4 protein-coding genes are annotated in these 3086 nt (G+C 60.1%); 1 reads left to right on the top strand and 3 read right to left on the bottom strand.

What is annotated here, in order from left to right; all coding sequences use genetic code 11:
* Positions 1–207: 207 nt before the first annotated feature.
* From AC1D1X_RS19460 to AC1D1X_RS19450, 3 genes are read right to left on the bottom strand one after another with little or no spacing between them, the layout of a single operon-like run.
* A complete protein-coding gene (locus AC1D1X_RS19460) occupies positions 208–645 on the bottom strand; it encodes a T6SS immunity protein Tdi1 domain-containing protein (RefSeq protein WP_477671693.1) in 438 nt (145 codons plus the stop codon).
* Between the two features lie 6 nt (positions 646–651).
* On the bottom strand, positions 652–1137 hold the full coding sequence (locus AC1D1X_RS19455; protein ID WP_477698931.1) for a low molecular weight protein tyrosine phosphatase family protein: 486 nt from the start codon (positions 1135–1137) through the stop codon (positions 652–654).
* A 42-nt stretch (positions 1138–1179) separates the two neighbouring features.
* Positions 1180–2067, bottom strand: coding sequence for a LysR family transcriptional regulator (locus AC1D1X_RS19450; protein WP_477698930.1), 888 nt, complete (start codon positions 2065–2067; stop codon positions 1180–1182).
* A 93-nt stretch (positions 2068–2160) separates the two neighbouring features.
* On the opposite strand from AC1D1X_RS19450, the gene AC1D1X_RS19445 reads away from it, so the two are divergent.
* A partial coding sequence (locus tag AC1D1X_RS19445; RefSeq protein ID WP_477698929.1) for an NAD-dependent epimerase/dehydratase family protein occupies positions 2161–3086 on the top strand: 926 nt, incomplete at its 3' end.

Below are 3086 nucleotides of genomic sequence, written 5' to 3'. Positions count from 1 at the left end.
ACCTCAGTTCGCGCTGATGGGTCATTGGATAGAAGTAGATTCGGGTGCTTGCAATCGTCATGTGCGGGGACCCTATTTGGGGTTTGTGCCTTGTGATGTCCGAAAGGATATTGCAATGGCTTGCGTGAAGGCGACATGCTGGTGGTGACGCCGCGCAAGGCGAGGGTGTTTGTGGAGGGGTAACTGTGGACTGTTCCGAGGCGACCTCTAATCAACCACTTTTAACCGGATCTTGGCACCGTCCGGCAAATCCCGTATTTGCCTTGAAAGGTCGCCGGACCGTCTCACAATCTCGGACAGTGGGGCAGTTTTGATATTGGAAATGTCGTAAGCCCCGCCCAGGATTCCGGGCACCACCAGACAGTATTTACGCCCGACAGCGAGAGGGCCATGCTTTTCATTCGCAACCCTGACCAGCGCTGCCATCAACCAGTCCTTCTTGAACTCCGGATCATTGACGAGCGCGTCGTAAGAAGCTTCATCCCAAGCCACGATTTCGCAATAACAGTCCTCGGGGCATAGGCGCCAGTAGCGACCTGAATGATCCTTTATCAGTAGATTGCCAAAGTCATTTTCAGCGACTAGCTGTAGTGGATCGAGACCAACCCAGCACCAKGACTCCTTGATTTCTTCGAGCAGATCCATAGTCTGTCACTCGATGCCCAGGATGCTTGGAACGCTTTGCTCAAGCATCTCTATCAGTTCCTTGTCCATGAACTTGTAGTCGTCAGGGATATCAAGAACATGAACAGATTTGCCGTCAAGCAGCCGCGTGAACTCCGAGGTCAGTCTTGATTTGTGTTTTTCTTCCATGACGAGAACCACGTCGGCCCAACGGATGTCATCGACTGACACGGTATGGCGCGCATTGGGGCTGGTCCCACCCGAACGGGTTAGCAGCTGCGGGTGCTTGCGCCAAATCTGCTCTGCCGTCGRGCTTCGCCACTGATTACGGCTGCAAACGAACAGGACCTTTACGCGTTCAGTGCTGCGGGCGGTTTCTTCTTTCTGCACAAGTTGCTTTGCGGTCGTGCGAGGGTAATCGAGGCCCAGTTGCTCTGCACGCGCAACTTTCTTTGACCGGATATACAGGTCTTTCCAGCGTTTCTCCCTGGGCAAATCGTCTTTGGTCGTCATATGTACTTCATGCTTGTTTTTGTAGAGCTGATTTATCCGGCTTCAACCAATATGCTGCTGCAAACCTTCAACCAATGCGTCGAAGGTTACACGGCAGCGCGGGCTGTGGCGCAGGTCTTCGTGCATGGTCAGCCAGGTTTCGAGTTTGAAGGACAACTCGCCAGGCAGAACCCGCACCAGGGCGGGGTCACGCGYCGCSAGCGCTGACTGGCACACGCCAATGCCGGCGCCGGCACGTATCAGTGCCAGTTGCGCGAGGTCGCTGTCGGTACGCGTGGAAAACGCCGCCCGCTTCCATGCGGGCAAGGCTTTGCGCGCCGAACGCAGGAAGGGTGTCTCTTCGTCAAACCCGATCAGCGCATGCTGCGCCAGGTCCGTTGACGACTGCGGCGTGCCGCGCGCGTCCAGGTAATCGCGGCGTGCGTAGAGACCCAGTTCCACTTCGCCCACGCGGCGAGCGATCAACAGGTCCTGCTTGGGCGGTGTCATGCGCACGGCAATGTCGGCTTCGCGTTGCAGTAGGTCCTGCACGCGGTTGGTCAGCACCAGTTCGATGGTCAGACCCGGGTGCGTGCGCTGCAGTTGCGCGACGATGGGCGGCAGCACTTCGACACCGATGACCTCGCTCACCGTGATCCGCACCGTGCCGCRCACACCGTCACCCTGGCTTTCGGCGGCACGGCGTAAGGCGGCTGCGGCGCTGGCCATTTCTTCGGCGAAGGGCTGCAGTTCCAGCGCGGCTTCGGTCGGCGCAAAACCGGTTTGTGAGCGCGTGAACAGCGCCAGGCCGAGCGACTTTTCGAGCGAGGCGACATGGCGTCCGACCGTAGGCTGTGCCACCCCCAAAGACCGTGCGGCACCTGAGAGCGAACCCTCGTGCAGCACCCCTAAAAACGAACGGTAAAGCTCCCAGCCAGCATCTTCTTCCATACAAAAATGTATAGCTGATACCCTGCTTTAGTCAATTCCATTTTGATGCCCCGGGGCCCAGAATTTCCCCATGGCAACTTTTTTGGGAATGACATGAGCAGCAAACAAGGCAAATCAAGCACAGCACTGGTGCTGGGCGCAACCGGTGGCATCGGCGGGGAAGTCGCACGGCAACTGGAGGCGGCAGGCTGGCAGGTTCGCGCGCTTCGCCGTGGCGAGTCGCGGCCGGGCGAGCAACGTGGCGGCATAACCTGGCTGCGTGGCGATGCGATGAATCCCGGTGATGTCATGGCTGCAGCACAAGGCTGCGGCGTGATAGTCCACGCAGTCAATCCGCCCGGCTATCGTCGCTGGGGCGAGCTGGTGCTGCCCATGCTGGACAACACGATCGCGGCCGCCCGGGCGCAGGGCGCGACCATCGTGCTGCCCGGCACGGTCTACAACTACGGGCCAGACGCATTTCCCAGCCTCCGGGAGGATTCACCGCAACACCCGCAAACTGCCAAAGGTGCGATTCGTGTGCAGCTCGAGCAGCGGCTCAAGGATGCGACCAGAGACAGCGGCCAGGGCTGCTGCCGGGTGATCATCGTGCGCGCGGGGGATTTTTTCGGACCGGGTGCCGGTAACAGCTGGTTCTCGCAAGGCCTGATTCGGCCGGGCGCTCCGGTGCGCAGTGTGAAGCTCCCTGGCAAGCCTGGTGTCGGTCACCAATGGGCCTATTTGCCGGATGTGGCGCGTACCATGGTCGCCTTGCTGGCGCGGCGTGACGTTCTGCCTGCATTTGCAACCTTCCATATGAACGGCCAGTGGGACGCCGACGGCCGCCAGCTGGCTGAAGCGATCTGCCGTGTCGTCGCACGGCGCGGTGGCCTGCAGCCGTCAATAAAATCCTTTCCCTGGTGGGCGGTGACGCTGGCCGCGCCCTTTGTCGAGACCCTGCGCGAGCTGCGCCGGATGCGCTACCTCTGGAACACGCCGGTACGCATGGACAACGCCGCCCTGGTGGCGGCGCTCGGTGC

The sequence above is a fragment of the Polaromonas sp. P1_G4 genome (assembly GCF_056405475.1).
The sequence above is the reverse complement of the archived record's forward strand: the minus strand, read 5'-3'. Positions and strand labels throughout refer to the sequence as shown.